Annotated in this window: 17 protein-coding genes and 1 pseudogene; 6 read left to right on the forward strand and 12 right to left on the reverse strand. The window is 67.2% G+C overall.

All coding sequences use genetic code 11. The features are described 5' to 3' along the window. Positions 1 to 78: 78 nt before the first annotated feature. The 4 genes from A5730_RS12895 to A5730_RS12910 are packed head-to-tail and all read right to left on the reverse strand — an operon-like array spanning position 79 to position 3,914. Positions 79 to 1,119 carry an LLM class flavin-dependent oxidoreductase gene (locus tag A5730_RS12895; RefSeq protein ID WP_067900636.1) on the reverse strand — a complete coding sequence of 347 codons (1,041 nt, stop codon included), beginning with the start codon at positions 1,117 to 1,119 and terminating at the stop codon, positions 79 to 81. Next, complete coding sequence (locus tag A5730_RS12900) at positions 1,119 to 1,643, reverse strand: SRPBCC family protein (RefSeq protein ID WP_197506247.1); 525 nt, start codon at positions 1,641 to 1,643, stop codon at positions 1,119 to 1,121. Before A5730_RS12900 ends, A5730_RS12895 begins: the two co-directional genes overlap by 1 nt. Positions 1,644 to 1,690: 47 nt before the next feature. Beyond that, positions 1,691 to 2,797 (reverse strand): acyl-CoA desaturase, encoded by a 1,107-nt coding sequence (locus A5730_RS12905; protein WP_067900639.1) that lies wholly within the window; start codon positions 2,795 to 2,797, stop codon positions 1,691 to 1,693. A 19-nt stretch (positions 2,798 to 2,816) separates the two neighbouring features. Next, positions 2,817 to 3,914 carry a ferredoxin reductase gene (locus A5730_RS12910; RefSeq protein WP_067900642.1) on the reverse strand — a complete coding sequence of 366 codons (1,098 nt, stop codon included), beginning with the start codon at positions 3,912 to 3,914 and terminating at the stop codon, positions 2,817 to 2,819. A gap of 97 nt (positions 3,915 to 4,011) precedes the next feature. On the opposite strand from A5730_RS12910, the gene A5730_RS12915 reads away from it, so the two are divergent. Next, on the forward strand, positions 4,012 to 4,659 hold the full coding sequence (locus tag A5730_RS12915; RefSeq protein ID WP_197499824.1) for a TetR family transcriptional regulator: 648 nt from the start codon (positions 4,012 to 4,014) through the stop codon (positions 4,657 to 4,659). Between the two features lie 48 nt (positions 4,660 to 4,707). On the opposite strand, the gene A5730_RS12920 is transcribed toward A5730_RS12915, so the two are convergent. Together A5730_RS12920 and A5730_RS12925 are read right to left on the reverse strand one after the other, a co-directional pair. After that, the gene (locus tag A5730_RS12920) at positions 4,708 to 5,076 is read right to left on the reverse strand and encodes a hypothetical protein (RefSeq protein WP_067900645.1); all 369 of its coding nucleotides are present in this window, start codon (positions 5,074 to 5,076) and stop codon (positions 4,708 to 4,710) included. Positions 5,077 to 5,113: 37 nt separating this feature from the next. Continuing rightward, a complete protein-coding gene (locus tag A5730_RS12925; RefSeq protein ID WP_067900648.1) occupies positions 5,114 to 5,719 on the reverse strand; it encodes a GNAT family N-acetyltransferase in 606 nt (201 codons plus the stop codon). A 73-nt stretch (positions 5,720 to 5,792) separates the two neighbouring features. On the opposite strand from A5730_RS12925, the pseudogene A5730_RS12930 reads away from it, so the two are divergent. Continuing rightward, a pseudogene (locus tag A5730_RS12930) lies at positions 5,793 to 6,889 on the forward strand (F420-dependent hydroxymycolic acid dehydrogenase). On the opposite strand, the gene A5730_RS12935 reads toward A5730_RS12930, so the two are convergent. Further along, positions 6,886 to 7,803, reverse strand: coding sequence for a cation diffusion facilitator family transporter (locus tag A5730_RS12935; protein ID WP_067900651.1), 918 nt, complete (start codon positions 7,801 to 7,803; stop codon positions 6,886 to 6,888). The pseudogene A5730_RS12930 and the gene A5730_RS12935 overlap by 4 nt on opposite strands. 120 nt (positions 7,804 to 7,923) lie before the next feature. On the opposite strand from A5730_RS12935, the gene A5730_RS12940 reads away from it, so the two are divergent. Further along, complete coding sequence (locus tag A5730_RS12940) at positions 7,924 to 8,502, forward strand: hemerythrin domain-containing protein (protein ID WP_067900654.1); 579 nt, start codon at positions 7,924 to 7,926, stop codon at positions 8,500 to 8,502. A 53-nt stretch (positions 8,503 to 8,555) separates the two neighbouring features. Here the strand turns inward: A5730_RS12940 and A5730_RS12945 are convergent, their stop codons facing one another. After that, entirely contained in the window at positions 8,556 to 9,452 is an 897-nt protein-coding gene (locus A5730_RS12945) for a manganese catalase family protein (protein WP_067900659.1), read from the reverse strand. Between the two features lie 173 nt (positions 9,453 to 9,625). On the opposite strand from A5730_RS12945, the gene A5730_RS12950 reads away from it, so the two are divergent. Both A5730_RS12950 and A5730_RS12955 read left to right on the forward strand, forming a co-directional pair. Further along, a complete protein-coding gene (locus tag A5730_RS12950; protein WP_067900662.1) occupies positions 9,626 to 10,324 on the forward strand; it encodes a GAF and ANTAR domain-containing protein in 699 nt (232 codons plus the stop codon). An 82-nt stretch (positions 10,325 to 10,406) separates the two neighbouring features. After that, complete coding sequence (locus tag A5730_RS12955) at positions 10,407 to 11,702, forward strand: acyl-CoA dehydrogenase family protein (protein WP_067900664.1); 1,296 nt, start codon at positions 10,407 to 10,409, stop codon at positions 11,700 to 11,702. Between the two features lie 34 nt (positions 11,703 to 11,736). Here the strand turns inward: A5730_RS12955 and A5730_RS12960 are convergent, their stop codons facing one another. Next, positions 11,737 to 12,192 carry a MaoC family dehydratase gene (locus tag A5730_RS12960; RefSeq protein ID WP_067900667.1) on the reverse strand — a complete coding sequence of 152 codons (456 nt, stop codon included), beginning with the start codon at positions 12,190 to 12,192 and terminating at the stop codon, positions 11,737 to 11,739. A gap of 102 nt (positions 12,193 to 12,294) precedes the next feature. Between A5730_RS12960 and A5730_RS24950 the strand changes: the two genes are divergently transcribed. Then, positions 12,295 to 12,468, forward strand: a complete 174-nt coding sequence (locus tag A5730_RS24950; RefSeq protein ID WP_197506248.1) for a hypothetical protein — start codon at positions 12,295 to 12,297, stop codon at positions 12,466 to 12,468. Between the two features lie 25 nt (positions 12,469 to 12,493). Here A5730_RS24950 and A5730_RS12965 read toward each other — a convergent pair whose 3' ends face one another. From A5730_RS12965 to A5730_RS12975, 3 genes are read right to left on the reverse strand one after another with little or no spacing between them, the layout of a single operon-like run. Further along, positions 12,494 to 12,895, reverse strand: coding sequence for a DUF302 domain-containing protein (locus A5730_RS12965; protein ID WP_067900668.1), 402 nt, complete (start codon positions 12,893 to 12,895; stop codon positions 12,494 to 12,496). Between the two features lie 23 nt (positions 12,896 to 12,918). Beyond that, positions 12,919 to 13,527 (reverse strand): hypothetical protein, encoded by a 609-nt coding sequence (locus A5730_RS12970; protein ID WP_067900672.1) that lies wholly within the window; start codon positions 13,525 to 13,527, stop codon positions 12,919 to 12,921. Positions 13,528 to 13,552: 25 nt separating this feature from the next. Further along, positions 13,553 to 13,861, reverse strand: coding sequence for a metal-sensitive transcriptional regulator (locus A5730_RS12975; protein WP_067900675.1), 309 nt, complete (start codon positions 13,859 to 13,861; stop codon positions 13,553 to 13,555). Positions 13,862 to 13,915 lie beyond the last annotated feature (54 nt).

A 13,915-nucleotide genomic window follows, 5' to 3' on the forward strand; every position in this document is an offset into this window, starting at 1 on the left:
CGACAAGCCACACCCCACCCGGGGGTTCTCCTCACATCAAGCCGACACGCCTGCTACCAACGTCACGACCGAGTACACCTAGACCTCGGCGACCAACTCGATGGCCCGCCCGAGCGTCGAAAGCTTGGCCTCCAGCGTGTCGCCGGCCGGATACAGCCGCACGGTGTTCACGCCGGCCTCCCGCCACACCACCAACCGGGCGCGGACCATCTCCTCGGTGCCGATCAACGTCGTGGCCAGGACCATGTCGTCGGTGACCAACGCCGCCGCCCCGTCGCGGTCGCCCCGCTGCCAGCGCTCGCGCACCTCGGCGGCGACGTCGGCCCAACCCTGCCTGCTGTAGGCCTGGTTGTAGTAGTTCGTGCTCGACGAGCCCATCCCGCCGAGGCTGAAGGCGAGCTCCTTCTTGCGCGCGGCGACCATGTCGCGCAGCTCGTGGTCGTCGGACGCGAAGGCGACTTCGGCGCCCTGGCAGATGTCGACGTCGGCGCGCGTGCGGCCGGCGGCGGTCAGGCCCTCGTCGAGGTGCGAGAAGTACGCCTCGCCGGCGCCCTCCGGAACGAAGCTGGTGCCCAGCCAGCCGTCGGCGATCCGACCGGTCAACCGCAGCATCGCCGGTGACAGCGCGGCCAGGTAGATTCCGATGGGGTGCTCGGGCCGGGTCGACAACCGCATCGGCACCCCTTCGCCGTCGGGCAGCGGAATCTGAAACTGCTTGCCCGCGTACGAGATTTTGCCCCCGGTGCACGCCTGCCGCACGATGTCGACGGTTTCGGCGATGCGCGCCAGCGGCCGGCTGAACGAGACGCCGTGCAGGCCCTCGATCACCTGCGGACCCGACGCGCCCAGCCCGAGCAGGAACCGGCCGCCGGACAAGTTTGACAGCGTGATGGCGGTCTGGGCCACCATGACGGGCGAGCGCACGCCGACCTGCAGCACCCCCGAGCCCAGCAGGATCCGCTCGGTGCGCGCCGCGAGATAGCCCAGCGCGGACGGCGCGTCCGAACCCCAGGCCTCGGCGACCCAGCACACGTCGAGGCCCAGCTTCTCCGCCTCGACGACGAAGTCCGCGGTTTCCCGGGCGGCGCTGGACAGCTCGACCGTCGTCGCGGTGCGCATCAGCGCACCCCGTGCTCGGCCAGTCTCTTGATCGCCGCGAGCGTCTTGCCGATCGCGGCCTCGAATTCGCGCATCCGCACGAAGACGATCTTCTGCTCCTTGTCGGGCATCGATTCGATGGCCACCGACAACCCCGAGCGCCCCGGGCCCATCTGCATCCAGTAGCTCAGCGCGGTGCCGCCATCGCGGGGCGTCAGCCGGAACCGCCACATCGCGGCGGGATTGTCGGGTTGACCGACGGCCCAGGCGAATTCGCGTGGCTCGTCGCACGCGACGATCTGCGACGTGGTGCTCCACCGCCCGAAAGCGTCGTGCTCGTTGTGCCCGACGAACCGGGCGCCCACCCGCGGGGCGTCGGCGCCCTCGGCCCACTCCACGGCTTGCAACTCGTTGCTGAGCGTCGGCATCAGCTTGATGTCGGAAACCAGGCCCCACACCCGGGACGGATCGGCATCGATCCACGTCGATGCCTCCACCGTCGGTTTGTCCGCGTAGCGCGCGCCGGTCCACTCCACGCAGCCCATTGTCCCCCGCGCGCAATGCCCGGCGCGCGGGGGACGTGGGCGACGCCTCAGGCCGCGGTGGGCACTGAGTCGGCCGGCCGGCCGGTGGGTTCTTTCCGCCGGATCGAGTCCGGGAAGGTCAACCGAACGATCTTGCGGACGACGGTGCCGAACTGCCGCAGCAGCGGTCCCTTGTTGTAGGGGATGCCGTAGCGCTCGCAGATCTCCTGCACCTCGGGCGCGATCTCGGCGTAGCGGCGCGCCGGCATGTCCGGGAACAGGTGGTGCTCGATCTGGTGGGACAGGTTGCCGGAGAGCAAGTGAAACAGCTTGCCGCCGGTCAGGTTTGCCGAACCGAGGACCTGGCGGAAGTACCACATGCCGCGGGACTCATCCTGGGTCTCCTCGACCGTGAATTCCTGGGTGCCGTCCGGGAAGTGGCCACAGAAGATGATCATGTACGACCACACGTTGCGCATCAGGTTGGCGGACAGGTTGCCCGCGAAGACGAACGGCGCGAACGGCCCGGCCAGCAACGGGAAGGCCACGTAGTCCTTGAGCGTCTGCCGGCGGGTCTTCTTCCAGATCTGCCGCAGCACGTCGCGCTTGTCGGCGAGCTCGATCTCACCGGCACGGATGCGCTCGGTTTCCAGCTCGTGCAGCGCGACGCCGTACTGGAACAGCACCATCAGCAGGAAGGCGTAGAGCGGGTTGCCTAGGAAGTAGGGCTGCCAACGCTGGTCCTCGCTCATTCGCAGGATGCCGTAGCCGATGTCGCGGTCCATCCCCACGATGTTGGTGTGGGTGTGATGCATGTAGTTGTGCGAATGGCGCCATTGGTCCGCCGGGCACGCGGTGTCCCACTCGAAGGACCGCCCGGAGATCGTCGGGTCACGCATCCAGTCGTACTGGCCGTGCATGATGTTGTGGCCTATCTCCATGTTGTCCAGGATCTTCGACAGGCCCAGCATCGTGGTGCCCAGCAGCCAGGCGGGCGGCAGGAACAGCAACGCACGCCCGCCGACTTCCAGCGCGCGCTGGGCCTTGATGACGCGGCGAATGTAGTCGGCGTCCTCGGCGCCCAGGCTGGCCATCACGCGTTCCCGGATGGCGTCCAGCTCGCGGCCGAATTCGTCGGCCTGCTCGGGGGTCAGGGTGATCTTGTTCTGTGTCATGGCTTTTCCTCCAAATTGGTCACAGCGATAGACCGACATCACCGACCGGGACGGACACACAGATCTGCACATCCTCATCCGGAGCGGTCGAGACCGCGCCGGTGATCAGGTTGCGCACCGTGCCGGTGGTCTTACGCCGGGTGCAGGTGTGGCAGATGCCCATCCGGCAGCCGTTTTCGGGTGACAGGCCGGCCGATTCGGCCTGTTCCAGTAGGGGGCGTCCGTCGTCGACGACGTCGACCCCGCTGTCGGAGAAGGTGATCCGTCCGCCCGACGGGTTGGCCGGCGCCTCGAACGACGGCGGCACGAAGCTTTCGGTGTAGACGTTGTCGCACTGGTTTCGCACGGCCTCGACCAAAGGCGTTGGACCGCAGACGAACACCGCATCGGGCGCCGGCATCGCCGCTTGCAGATGCGCCGCACCGAATCGACCGGTGAGGTCGCCGCCGTCGGCCCGGGTGTAGCCGTGCAGCACGCGAACGCCGGGCATGCTCGCCAGCTCGTCGCGATAGCACGCCTCGGCAGGGGTGCGGGCGTAGTGGATGAACGCGATCTCGCCCGGGTGATTCTCAGCGATCAGGGTGCGCAGCATCGCCAGCACCGGGGTGATGCCGCTTCCGCCGGAGACGAACAGGATCCGCCGAGGTCTCTGGGATCCCCGCGCCGGCAGCACGAAGTCGCCGCCTACACCCGCCAGGCCGACCACCATGCCGCGGTGGGCGCGCTCATAGAGGTAGTTGGACACCAGCCCGCCGTCGTGCCGACCGATGGTCAGCTCGAGGTTGGCGGCACCTTCGGCGTTGGCCGGCGAGTAGCAGCGGGTGTGCCGCCGGCCGTCGATTTCCACGGCCAGGTTGACGTATTGGCCGGCCTTGACGGTCCAAGCGGACGCGAAGCTGTCGTTCGGGGCGAGCGTGAGGGTGACGCTGCGGGCGGTGGTGCGCCGCACGTCGATCACCTTGGCGCGGGCCTCGTCCAGCGTCCAGGTCGGCGCCACCAGCTCGGTGTACCGGTCGACGCCGTGCGGGCCGGTGAGGAGGTCGAGGAGGTCTGAACCCAAGACTCGCTTCCGAAGACTCCGAGCGAGGGCCCGACCAGAAGTCGTTTGAGTGAACATATGTATACCGTGGGGCCGCACCACCCGGTCAGTCAAGGCTTTACTGCTGGTCTGTGGTAGGGTTCACATAGTGAACAGCCGTACTCCTAGCTCACGGGTGCGCGGTTCTGGTCGCGAACGCTCACGCGAAAGCCGGTCTCGCGAGGAGCGCAAGGAGGCGACCCGGCGCGCCATCATCGCCGCGGCGCTCAAGTTGCTGCAGGATCGCAGCTTTTCCAGCCTGAGCCTGCGCGAGGTGACGCGGGAGGTCGGCATCGTCCCGGCGGCCTTCTACCGCCACTTCGAGTCGATGGAGGCCCTGGGCCTGGTTTTGATCGACGAATCGTTCCGAAGCTTGCGCGACACCCTGCGCGACGCGCGGGCCGGCAAGCTGGATCCGAACCGGGTGATCGAGTCGTCCGTGGAAATCCTGGTCGCGAGCGTCGCACAGCGGCGGGAGCATTGGCGTTTCATCGCGCGCGAGCGCAACAGCGGCCTGAGCGTGCTGCGCTACGCAATCCGCACCGAGATCCGGCTGATCACCTCCGAGTTGGCCACCGACCTCGCGCGCTTTCCGCGGCTGCACGAATGGAGCACCGAGGACCTCAACGTGCTGGCGACCCTGTTCGTCAACGCGATGATCGTCATCGCCGAGGCCATCGAGGATGCGCAGAGCACCGAGGCGCTGGAAGACATCCGGCGGATCGCGGTCAAGCAGTTGCGGATGATCGCGATCGGCATCGCCGGCTGGAAGAGCAGCCCCTAGCGACGCGCGCCGCCCACTCGTGCAGTGAACAGTCGAACACTGGCTCCCTCACTCCGTCGTCTGGGTGAAGTCCGGCGCCCCGTTCTCGTCGACCACCTCATACAGCGACTCCCCGTCTTCGGGGACCCCGTCGATTTGGCCCCGGTGCGCGCGGCCAGGGCGACCGTCGGGCGGCGCGATGGCCGCGTCGTCTACGGAGATCTCGGGCTCCTCCTCCGCCAGCCGGGCATCCAGGGATTCGCCCTCACGCTCTTCCCGAGCGGTCATGCCGAACCGGTTCGCTTCGCTCCAGTCCTCAGGCGGGTCCACGACGATGTCACCGTCGTCGTTGTAAAGCTCGTCCGAATCGGTGCCTTCGCTCGCGTTCAGGGTGTCGCCCGGCCCGCCCTCCTCGGGAAAGTCCGCGTTTTCGCTCATGCGGGAACGGTTGCCCGCCGGCTTGGGGGGCTAAACGCTACCGCGGCCACCGCCACATCGCCCACATGGTCGGGCCGCCGTCGGGCACGACTATCTCGCGGGTCACCGTGAAACCGAAACGTTCGTAATACGGGACGTTTTCGGGCTTGCTCGACTCGAGATAGGCGGGACAGTATTCGGCGTCGCAGCGGTCCAGCCGCGACCGCATCAGCGCCTGGCCGAAGCCCTGCCCGCGGACGGACGGATCGCTGCCGATCACGGCGAGATACCAGTGCGGCTCTTCGGGATGCGTGCGCTTCATCAGGTCCTGCAGCCCGCGTGCGCGCGCCGTGCGCAGGCCGAACACGCGCAGGAACGTCGGGATCATCGCCAGTTCGCCCCGGCGCGTCTCGCGCCACTGATTCGGCGGATCCCACAGCGCAGCGCCGCCGATGCCCCGGCCGTTGGAGGCCACCTCGACGCCGCCGCAGCCCAGGTGGTGGTGGCGGGTCATCGTCGCAAACAATCGGTGCAGGTGTGCGGTGCGAGCCTTGGGATCGGGCAGCAGCCAGGTCGTCACCGGGTCGTCGAAGAAGGCCCGGCCCAGCGTGCGCGAAAGTTCGCGAACATCGGCCTTGCGCGCCGGGCGTGTCTGGGGGCTCACCCGAGTCAGGCTAGCCGGTGAGCGACCGTCCTAGCACGGGTGTGATCGCTGCACCTGCGGGTACGTTAGTCCGGTGACCGGCGTTACGCGTCGCGCGTTCGGGCGAATGGCCGCCGGGGCGGGCATGGTCGGCACCGCGGGACTTGCGGCGGGCTGTGGGCGGCCCGGCGCCGACCACTCCACGCCCGCGTCCCCCCGCCGCCCGCCGCCAAGGCGGTAGGTGTGGTGCTCTCGCACGAGCAGTTCCGCACCGACCAGCTGGTAGCACACGCCCAGGCGGCCGAACATGCCGGATTCCAACATGTCTGGGCCAGCGACCACCTGCAGCCATGGCAGGACAACGAGGGCCACTCGATGTTCCCGTGGCTGACCCTGGCGCTGGCCGGCAACTCCACCAGCCGCATCTCCTTCGGCACGGGGGTGACGTGTCCGACCTACCGATACCACCCGGCCACGGTGGCGCAAGCCTTTGCCTCGCTGGCGATCCTGTATCCCGGACGGGTGTTCCTGGGGGTCGGCACCGGCGAACGGCTCAACGAACAGGCGGCGACCAACGCGTTCGGCAAGTACACCGAGCGCCACGACCGTCTCGTCGAGGCGATCGGCCTGATTCGGCAGTTGTGGAGCGGAGCGCGAACGTCGTTCGCGGGACGCTATTTTCAGACCAACGCGTTGAAGCTCTACGACGTGCCGCCGACGCCGCCGCCGATCTTCGTGGCCGCCAGCGGACCCAAGAGCGCAACGATTGCCGGACAGTACGGCGACGGCTGGATAGGTCAGGTTCGGGATGTCACGAACCCGACGCTGCTGGCCGCCTTCGGCGCCGGCGCACGGGCCGCCGGCCGCGACGTGGGCGGCTTGGGCAAGCGCGCCGAGCTGTTCGCGGTAGTCGGCGACGACGCCGAAGCCAGCGCCGCCGCCGGCCTCTGGCGCTTCACCGCCGGCGCGGTCGACCAGCCCAACCCGGTCGAAATCCAGCGCGCCGCGCAGGTCAACCACATCGACAAGGTGCTGGCCAACTGGACAGTCGGCACCGACCCCGCGCCGCACATCAAGGCGACGCAAGCGGTCCTCGACGCAGGCGCGGTGCCGTTTCTGCATTTTCCCCAAGGCAATCCGCTGACGGCCATCGAGTTCTACGGCGCCAACGTCCTGCCCAAGTTGCGCTAGCCCGACGTGGAATCGAGCTCGGGCTGGATGTAGACCACGCGCACCGCCGGCACCGTCTGGCGGATGCGCGCCTCGGCATTCCTGATCACGCCGGCGGCCGTCGCGAACTCCTTCTCGGGCCCGAACACGATCTTGGCGGCCACCACCATCTGGTCTGGGGCCAGGTATTGGGTGCGCAGGTCAACCACCGACTCGACGTGTTCGGCCCGCTGCAGGGCGGTTCGAATCATCTTGCACTGGTTGGTCGTTGCGCCCTCGCCGATCAACAGGCTGTGCGTCTCGACGATCAGCACCACCGCGATCACGGCCAGCAGCGCACCGATGCCGAGCGTGCTGACCGCGTCCCACAACGGGTTTCCGGTGACCACCGTCAGCGTCACGCCGGCAAACGCCAGGCCCAGACCCAGCAGCGCGGCGCTGTCCTCCAACAACACCACCGGCGGCTCCGGGACGCGCGAGTTGCGAACGAACTGCCACCAGCTGTCGGGCCCCTTCAACCGTCTGGACTCCCGCAGCACGGTGCGCAGGCTGAACCCCTCCAGGATCGCGGCGACGACGAGGATCGCGACGGCGACGCCCGGTGTGCTCAGTGGCTCGGGATGGGAAAGCTTGCGAAACCCCTCGTACCCCGCCGCCACCGCGCCGAGCACGAACACCAGCAGCGCCACGATGAACGAATAGAAATAGCGGCTTCGACCATACCCGAACTGGTGCAACGCATCTGGCCGCCTGAGGGCAGCGTGCTTGCCGACCAGCAACAGCACTTCGTTGATGGTGTCGGCCAGCGAATGCACCGACTCGGCGAGCATGGCCGAACTTCCGGTCACCACAAAACCGACGAACTTCGCCGCCGCGATTCCGGCGTTGGCGGCGAACGCCACCACGACAGACTTCGTCGTCCCGTCGGCCGCCATCGCGTAGAGCTACCCCGCATCAGACGGCGTGAAACTCCACGCGCAGTGCCCCGTTTCATCACCTCGGCCCCGGGTATCCGCAGGCCACCTCGAGTGACAAGCCCGACTGGAAGGCAACGCATGGACGCAATCACTTTTCTTCGCCAGGACCATAAAAGCGTGCTGGGTCTGTTCGAGTCGCTCGACGGCGCGCCGTCGGGCTCGGGTGCCGAGGCGAGCGGTTTGGAAACCGTAGTGAACAATCTCGTCATCGCCGAGTCGCAGCACGAAGCCATTGAGGAGCAATTCTTTTGGCCGGCGGTGCGCAAGGCGATCGGCGACGGGATCGTCGACAAGGCCATCGAGCAGGAGCAGGCCGGCAAGAAGCTGTTGCAGCGGCTCGAGGACGGCAAGCCGGGCGAACCGGACTATCACGAAGCGCTGCAGGAGTTCATCAAGGCGGGCCGCGAACACATCGCCTACGAGCAGGATGTGGTGTGGCCGCAGGTCGAGCTGGCGATCGACCGGGAAGAGCTGGAGAAGATCGGCGAAAAGCTTGAGCAGGCAAAGAAAATCGCTCCGACGCGGCCCCACCCGGACACCCCGCCCCATCCGGCCGTGCTCAAGACGATGGGCATGGCGGCGGCGGTCGTCGACCACGTGCGCGACGCGTTTACCGGTCGCGCCGACGACAACCCGCCGGACCCGCAGGTCAAATAGTCAGTTCGAAGACCGGGCGCTGAATCCTCAGCGCCCGGTCTCCGTGTCTTTAATTAGCTTGTGGGCGTGTGCTGTTCGTGCGTGAACGGCTTCTCGGCGGTGATGGCGGGTGACCCCTGCGGATTCTGCTGCGCACCCTGGTTCTGGCGCGTGCTGCCGCCCAACCATTGCTGTTCGGGCTTTTCGACGTATTCCCACTCCATGCCCTTCGGCCACGGGCCCTGACCCTGATTCCACGGCCCACGGATCGATTCGCCGCCACCATTGGACATGTTGAACGCGACGTTCTGGAAACGCGGGTCGCCCGGCAGCTGCCCCGGCGGGAAGTTCACCGGAAGCTCGTTGAGTGCCGCGGTGAACTGCTGGAAGTGCGTCACTTCTCGCGTCATCAGGAAGGTCAGGGTGTCCTGCACGCCGGGATCGTCGGTGTACTGCTTGAGGTACTCGTAGACGATCTTGGCGCGGGACTCCGCCGCGATGTTGTTGCGCAGGTCAACGGTCGGGTCGCCGTTGGCGTCGATGAAGGCGCCGGTCCAGTTATTTCCCCCCGAGTCCTTGACGTCCGGCCCGCCGCCGCTGAGCACCAGGAACAGCGGGTTGACCGACACCGAGTGGATGATGCTGTCGCGCCCGTCGCCGCTGGCCACGGCCGGCATCCAGTCGCATTTCTGGTGGGCGATCTTGAGGTTGTCGTTGAGCCCGTCGAGCAGCATCGTGATCATCGAGCCGACCATCTCGAGGTGGCTGAGCTCCTCGGTGGCGATGTCCATGAACAGGTCGTACATTTTCGGGTTCTTCTGGCGCAGCACGAAGGCCTGGGTGAAGTACTGCAACGCGGCCGTGAGTTCCCCGTTGGCGCCGCCGAACTGGTCCATCAGCAGCGTCGCGAACCGCGGGTCGGGCCGGTCGACGCGGACCTCGAATTGAAGATCTTTGTTATGAACGAACACTGGGGCCTCCATGGGGGTACGAGAAGGTTCTGGTCGACGGCGGGTACCCGCGAGCTATACGAACAAACGGACGTCCGCAACAAACCGGTTAGCTGGAGGTATCGAGCCGCCCGGGTCGGCGCCGACGGTGACCCGGGTTACGCGGTGAAGCCACATCGTGCACAATCGCGCCCATGGAGTCTCTAGACCCAACCTCGAAGCACGAGCTGGCCATGCGGATGGCCGAGCTGGCCCGCGACATTGCCGCGCCACGCTCTCTGGGTGACGTCCTCATCGACGTGACCACCGCCGCGGTGGAGCTGATACCGGCGGCGGACATCGCGGGGGTGTTGCTGGTGAAGGGGGGCGGTGATTTCGAATCGGTCGCCGACACCGACGGCCTGGCAGCGCAGCTGGACAAGCTGCAGCACGATTTCGGTGAGGGCCCCTGTCACGACGCGGCCCTCAAGCAAACGATCGTGCGGACCGACGACCTGCGCGAGGAACCGCGCTGGCCCCGATACGCACCGGCCGCCGTGGAACACGGTGTGCTGAGCAGCCTTTCGTTCAAGCTGTACACGGCCGATCGGACGGCGGGTGCGCTGAACCTGTTCAGCTTCCGGCCGAACGTGTGGGACACCGAGGCCGAGACCATCGGCTCGGTGTTCGCCGCGCACGCCGCCTCGGCGATCATGGCGAGCCGCCACGGCCAGCAGATGCAGTCGGCCCTGTCGACGCGGGACCGGATCGGCCAGGCCAAAGGCATCATCATGGAGCGCTACGGCGTGGACGAACTGCGCGCGTTCGACCTGCTGCGCCGCCTGTCCCAGGAGAGTCAGACCAAGCTCGTCGACATCGCGCAGCGCGTCGTCGATACCCGCCGCGGGGACTGATCCCGCAGCGCCCCCATCTACGATGGGGTGGCTTCATCGACGAGTCCGGCGCGACGCCGCGCCGGGGAACGGGTGGTCAGAAGTGTGGGATTTCGAAACGGACCCGGAATATCAGGCCAAGCTCGACTGGGTCGAGAAGTTCATGGTCGACGAGCTCGAACCGCTCGACCTGGTGGCTCTCGACCCGTATGACAAGAAGAACGCCGAGATGATGTCGATATTGCGGCCGTTGCAGCAGCAGGTGAAGGACCAGGGGCTGTGGGCGGCGCACCTACGGCCGGAGCTCGGCGGGCAGGGCTTCGGTCAGGTCAAGCTCGCGCTGCTCAACGAGATCCTCGGCCGCTCCCGCTGGGCGCCGTCGGTGTTCGGCTGCCAGGCGCCGGATTCGGGCAACGCCGAGATCCTGGCGATGTTCGGCACCGACGAACAGAAGGCCCGCTACCTGCAGCCTCTGCTCGACGGCGAAATCACCTCCTGCTATTCGATGACCGAACCCCAAGGTGGTTCCGACCCCGGACAATTCGTCACCGCCGCGACCCGCGACGGCGACTACTGGGTGCTCAACGGCGAGAAGTGGTTCTCCACCAACGCCAAGCATGCGTCGTTCTTCATCGTCATGGCCGTCACCAACGCCGAAGCCCGCACCTACGACAAGATGTCGCTGTTCATCGTGCCGGCCGAGACACCGGGCATCGAGATCGTGCGCAACGTCGGCGTGGGCGCCGAGTCCTCGGCGCGGGCCAGCCACGGCTACGTCCGCTACACCGATGTCCGCGTGCCGGCCGACCACGTGCTCGGTGGTGAGGGGCAGGCGTTCATGATCGCGCAAACCCGCCTCGGCGGCGGCCGCATCCACCACGCGATGCGTACGATCGCGTTGGCGCGCAGCGCTTTTGACATGATGTGTGAGCGTGCGGTGTCGCGCAAGACGCGGCACGGGCGGCTGTCGGATTTCCAGATGACCCAGGAGAAGATCGCCGACAGCTGGATTCAGATCGAGCAGTTCCGGCTCTTGGTGTTACGCACCGCGTGGCTGATCGACAAGCACCACGACTACCAGAAGGTGCGCCGCGACATCGCGGCTGTAAAGGTGGCCATGCCCCAAGTCCTGCACGACGTCGTGCAGCGAGCCATGCACCTGCACGGCGCGCTCGGCGTCTCCGACGAGATGCCCTTCGTCAAGATGATGGTGGCCGCCGAATCACTGGGCATCGCCGACGGCGCCACCGAGCTGCACAAGATGACGGTCGCGCGGCGGACTTTGCGTGAATACCAGCCCGTGACAACGCCATTCCCGTCGGCGCACATTCCCACCCGACGCGCGGAGGCGCAGGCCCGGCTGGCCGAGCGGCTCGAGCACGCGATCGCCGACTTCTAAATCCGCTCCCGCCGCCGCGCGATCCGCGAATCGGTCAGGTGATGTAGCGGACGATGCTTTCGGCCACACACGCGGGCTTGGCCGAGCCCTCGATCTCCACCGTCGTCGCCATGGTCGCCTGCACGGCGCCGTTTCCGACGTCGTCGAGGCTCACCAGCGACGTCTGCGCGCGCACCCGGGAGCCGACCGGCACCGGCGCGGGAAAGCGAACCTTGTTGAGGCCGTAGTTGATTGCCAACTTGATGCCGTTGACGGTGTAGATCTGGTGCTGCAGCCGCGGCAGCAGCGCCAGGGTCATGAAACCGTGGGCGATCGTCCCGCCGAACGGACCGGCGGCCGCGCGCTCGGGGTCGACGTGGATCCACTGGTGGTCGCCGGTCGCGTCGGCGAACAGGTTGACGTCCTCCTGGGTGATGGTCACCCAGTCGCTGTGCCCGATGGGTTCGCCGGCGGCGGCCGCGAGGTCGGCTACTGATTCGAAGGTGCGCATTGAGGGTCCTCCTTGACTCCGGGTGGTAACCATATCGCGTGTTTCACCGCGGGCGACGGGGGAATGCCTACCCGAACGCCGCAAGCTGCACGGAAGGACAACATGCCAGACCATAAGGGCCACAAGGCCGAGGACGACGTCGAACCCGAAACGCACGAGTCGCGGTCGCGTGCCGCCGCGGGCGAAGACGACGGCTCTTACGTGGGGGCCGCCGGTTCCGACGACAGCTTCGACGCGGGCGAAACGGGCGCCGAAGCGAGGAGCCAGCGAGGCTGACGCGCCACGCGGCCCTACCGGTCGATTACCCGAGCGCGCCTATCGCGGCTTGCAGTTTGGCGGTGGCCTGATCCGCGACCTCCTGCAGGGCCCCCTGCTCGCCGGTCACCTTGACCATCAGCTGTGGATCCATCGCCTCGACGAGAACCGCACCGTCCGCGCTGTCGGGGTCGGTGCGCACCACCACGTTGCACGGAAGTAGCTGGCCGATCTGGCGGTGAATGCCCAGGGCGCGATGCGCCAAGTTCGGGTTGCAGGCGCCCAGGATGAGGTAGTTCTCCATGTCCTCCCCGAGCTTCTGCTTGAGGGTGGCCTGGACGTCGATGGTGGTGAGCACGCCGAAACCCTGTGCGGCCAGAGCGTCCGTCGTCCGCTTCACCGCGTCGTCGAACGACGTGTGCAATGTGGTGGTCAATCCTGATGTCATTTTTCCTCCTCGGACTCGATGGGTTAGGCCGCGGCGCGTGGCCGTTGCAGCTGACTGAATTGCGGCACCGCGGCCAACGTGGCGATCGCGTCGAACATCGCGATCGCCTCGTTCGGTTCGGGTAGGGCGGTCAGGACCGGGCCGAAGAACGCATGCCCGTCAATCCGGATGATCGGGCTGCCCCCGGTTTCGCCGAGCGCGTCTTGTCCCGCCCGGTGTCCGCGCCGCACGAGTTCGTCCAACGACTCGTCGGCGATGACCGCGGCGGTGGTGTGGCGGGCGCCCGCCGCGGCAAGCAGGTGGCCGATGAGACCGTCGTCGATGGGTTCGGAGCGATCGAAGTACCGCTCACCGAACGCGAAATATGCGGCGGTCCACCCGGCTACGCCCCGTTCCCGCGCGATGGCGGCCATCAGCCGGCCGATTTTCTGGGAGTCGCGCATGCGGGCCTGCTGAGGGGGTGGGAGTTCGCGTCCCTCGTTGAGCACCGCGAGGCTCATCAGCTGCCAATCGACCACCGCGCCGGTCTTCTCGGCGACCGCGCGCAGCCAGCGCGCGGTATTCCAGGAGAACGGGCACACCGGGTCCAACCACAACGTGACCTCGGATCCGGCTCGACCACCGGGGTTCATAGCTTTTCGCCTTTCGTCAAGCCCGTCAGGCCAGGCTCAGGAACAGTTTTTCCAGCTCGTCCATCGACACGGCCGCCCCGTCGGTGGGAGTACCTTCCGGCCGGGCGATGCAATCACGCAGGCCCGAGGCGATGATCTTGAATCCGGCGCGGTCCAGCGCCCGCGACACGGCGGCCAGCTGGGTCACGACGTCTTTGCAGCTGCGCCCCTGTTCGATCATCGCGATGACCCCGCCGAGCTGACCTTGCGCGCGACGCAGCCGGGCGAGCACGGCGTCCATGTCAGCCGCATCGTGGGATTTGGGCGACGCACCGCCGCTAACTTCAATTGCCATGACTCCTTCATACCATACCCCACTGGGTATACGCTGGTTTCCCGAAGATACCCC

The organism is Mycobacterium sp. ACS4054 (genome assembly GCF_001667275.1).
Classification (GTDB): Bacteria; Actinomycetota; Actinomycetes; order Mycobacteriales; family Mycobacteriaceae; genus Mycobacterium.